This is a genomic window from Streptomyces sp. NPDC059524 (assembly GCF_042749255.1).
Taxonomy (GTDB): domain Bacteria; phylum Actinomycetota; class Actinomycetes; order Streptomycetales; family Streptomycetaceae; genus Streptomyces; species Streptomyces xanthii.
The window spans coordinates 1-1,823 of the sequence record NZ_JBHYTK010000316.1 but is presented as its reverse complement, the minus strand read 5'-3'; the positions used below and the strand labels follow the sequence as shown (position 1 = coordinate 1,823).

The window sequence follows — 1,823 nt, the reverse complement described above, 5'->3', positions numbered from 1 at the left end:
TTCGCCCGCTGACAGCGCCCACCTGGCGCTCGCCTACAAGAGGTAGTCGACATTGGTCGCCCCCCGCGCGCGCCCCCTCCCCCTGGAACTGGAACGTCGACTTGTCGACCACGGCGCCGACGGTCCGGCCTTCCCGACCTCCGTGGGCACCGGGCCCAACTCCGGCCGCGGCGGGCACCGGCCCACCGACCGGCGGGTCGAGGAAGGAGATTTCCTCTCCGTGTGCCTCGGCGCGACGTACCGCGGGTACCGGTGCGAGATCGGCCGCACCTTCGTCATCGGGACCACGCCCGCGGACTGGCAGATCGAGCTCTACGACCTCGTCTTCGCCGCTCAGCGGGCCGGACGGGAGAGCCTCGTGCCCGGTGCCGAGTGCCGTGAGGTGGACCGGGCCGCCCGGCACGTACTGGTCTCGGCGGGGTATGGTGACGGACTCGCACAACTGACCGGACACGGGGTGGGGCTCGAAATCGACGAGGACCCGCAGTTGGCCCCCGCCGCCATGGGTAAACTGGACGCCTGTGTGCCGGTCACCGTCGAACCGGGGGTCCACCTCCCGGGCCGGGGCGGCGTCCGGATCGATGACACGCTCGTCGTCCGCCCCGAGGCGGACGGCGGACCCGAGCTACTCACCATCACGACCAAGGAGCTGCTCGCGCTGTAGCCGACGGCTACGCGCTGTGCCCCGGGGTCGTCCACGTCAGTCCAGGAGATTCCGCAACCGTGGCTTCCACGAACGACCTCAAGAACGGCCTGGTGCTCAAGCTCGAAGGCGGCCAGCTCTGGTCCGTCGTCGAGTTCCAGCACGTCAAGCCCGGCAAGGGCCCGGCCTTCGTGCGCACCAAGCTGAAGAACGTGCTCTCCGGCAAGGTCGTCGACAAGACGTTCAACGCCGGCGTCAAGGTCGAGACGGCCACGATCGACAAGCGCGACATGCAGTTCTCGTACATGGACGGCGACTACTTCGTCTTCATGGACATGGAGACCTACGACCAGCTGCACGTCGACCGCAAGGCCGTCGGCGACGCCGCCAACTTCCTGATCGAGGGCTTCACCGCCACGGTCGCCCAGCACGAGGGCGAGGTGCTCTTCGTCGAGCTGCCGGCCGCCGTCGAGCTGACCATCGCCGAGACCGAGCCGGGCGTCCAGGGCGACCGCTCCACCGGTGGCACCAAGCCCGCCACCCTGGAGACCGGCCACCAGATCCAGGTCCCGCTCTTCATCACCACGGGCGAGAAGATCAAGGTCGACACCCGTGACAGCGGCTACCTCGGCCGGGTGAACAGCTAACCGTGGCTGCCCGTAACACGGCCCGCAAGCGCGCCTTCCAGATCCTCTTCGAGGCAGACCAGCGCGGCGCCGACGTCCTGACGGTCCTCGCGGACTGGATCCGGCACTCCCGCAGCGACACGCGGCAGCCGCCCGTCAGCGAGTACACGATGGAGCTGGTCGAGGGATACGCCAAGAAGGCGACCCGGATCGACGAGCTCATCTCGCAGTACGCCGTCGGGTGGACCCTGGACCGGATGCCGGTCGTCGACCGCAACATCGTGCGGATCGGCGCCTATGAGCTGGTCTGGGTCGACGGGACCCCGGACGCCGTGGTGCTCGACGAGGCCGTCTCGCTGGCCAAGGAGTTCTCCACGGATGAGTCTCCGGCGTTCATCAACGGGCTTCTGGGTCGCTTCAAGGACCTGAAGCCTTCGTTGCGGCGCGACGAGGCGTAACGCGTAACGCCTCCGGCGCTCAGCCCGTTCTTCGGGGCCCGGAGTCGAACCTGTAAGGGGGTCGGCTACCGGCCCCGGGGGGGTATGGGGGCCGGG

Annotated in this window: 2 protein-coding genes and 1 pseudogene; all 3 read left to right on the top strand. The window is 68.8% G+C overall.

Going from position 1 to position 1,823, the window contains the following annotated elements:
* Window positions 1-70: 70 nt before the first annotated feature.
* Window positions 71-664: pseudogene (locus tag ACFW9D_RS38500) on the top strand (M24 family metallopeptidase); the annotation flags it as partial.
* Between the two features lie 59 nt (window positions 665-723).
* A complete protein-coding gene (gene efp / locus ACFW9D_RS38495; protein WP_188340027.1) occupies window positions 724-1,290 on the top strand; it encodes an elongation factor P in 567 nt (188 codons plus the stop codon).
* Between the two features lie 2 nt (window positions 1,291-1,292).
* Complete coding sequence (gene nusB, locus ACFW9D_RS38490; RefSeq protein ID WP_188340028.1) at window positions 1,293-1,727, top strand: transcription antitermination factor NusB; 435 nt, start codon at window positions 1,293-1,295, stop codon at window positions 1,725-1,727.
* Window positions 1,728-1,823 lie beyond the last annotated feature (96 nt).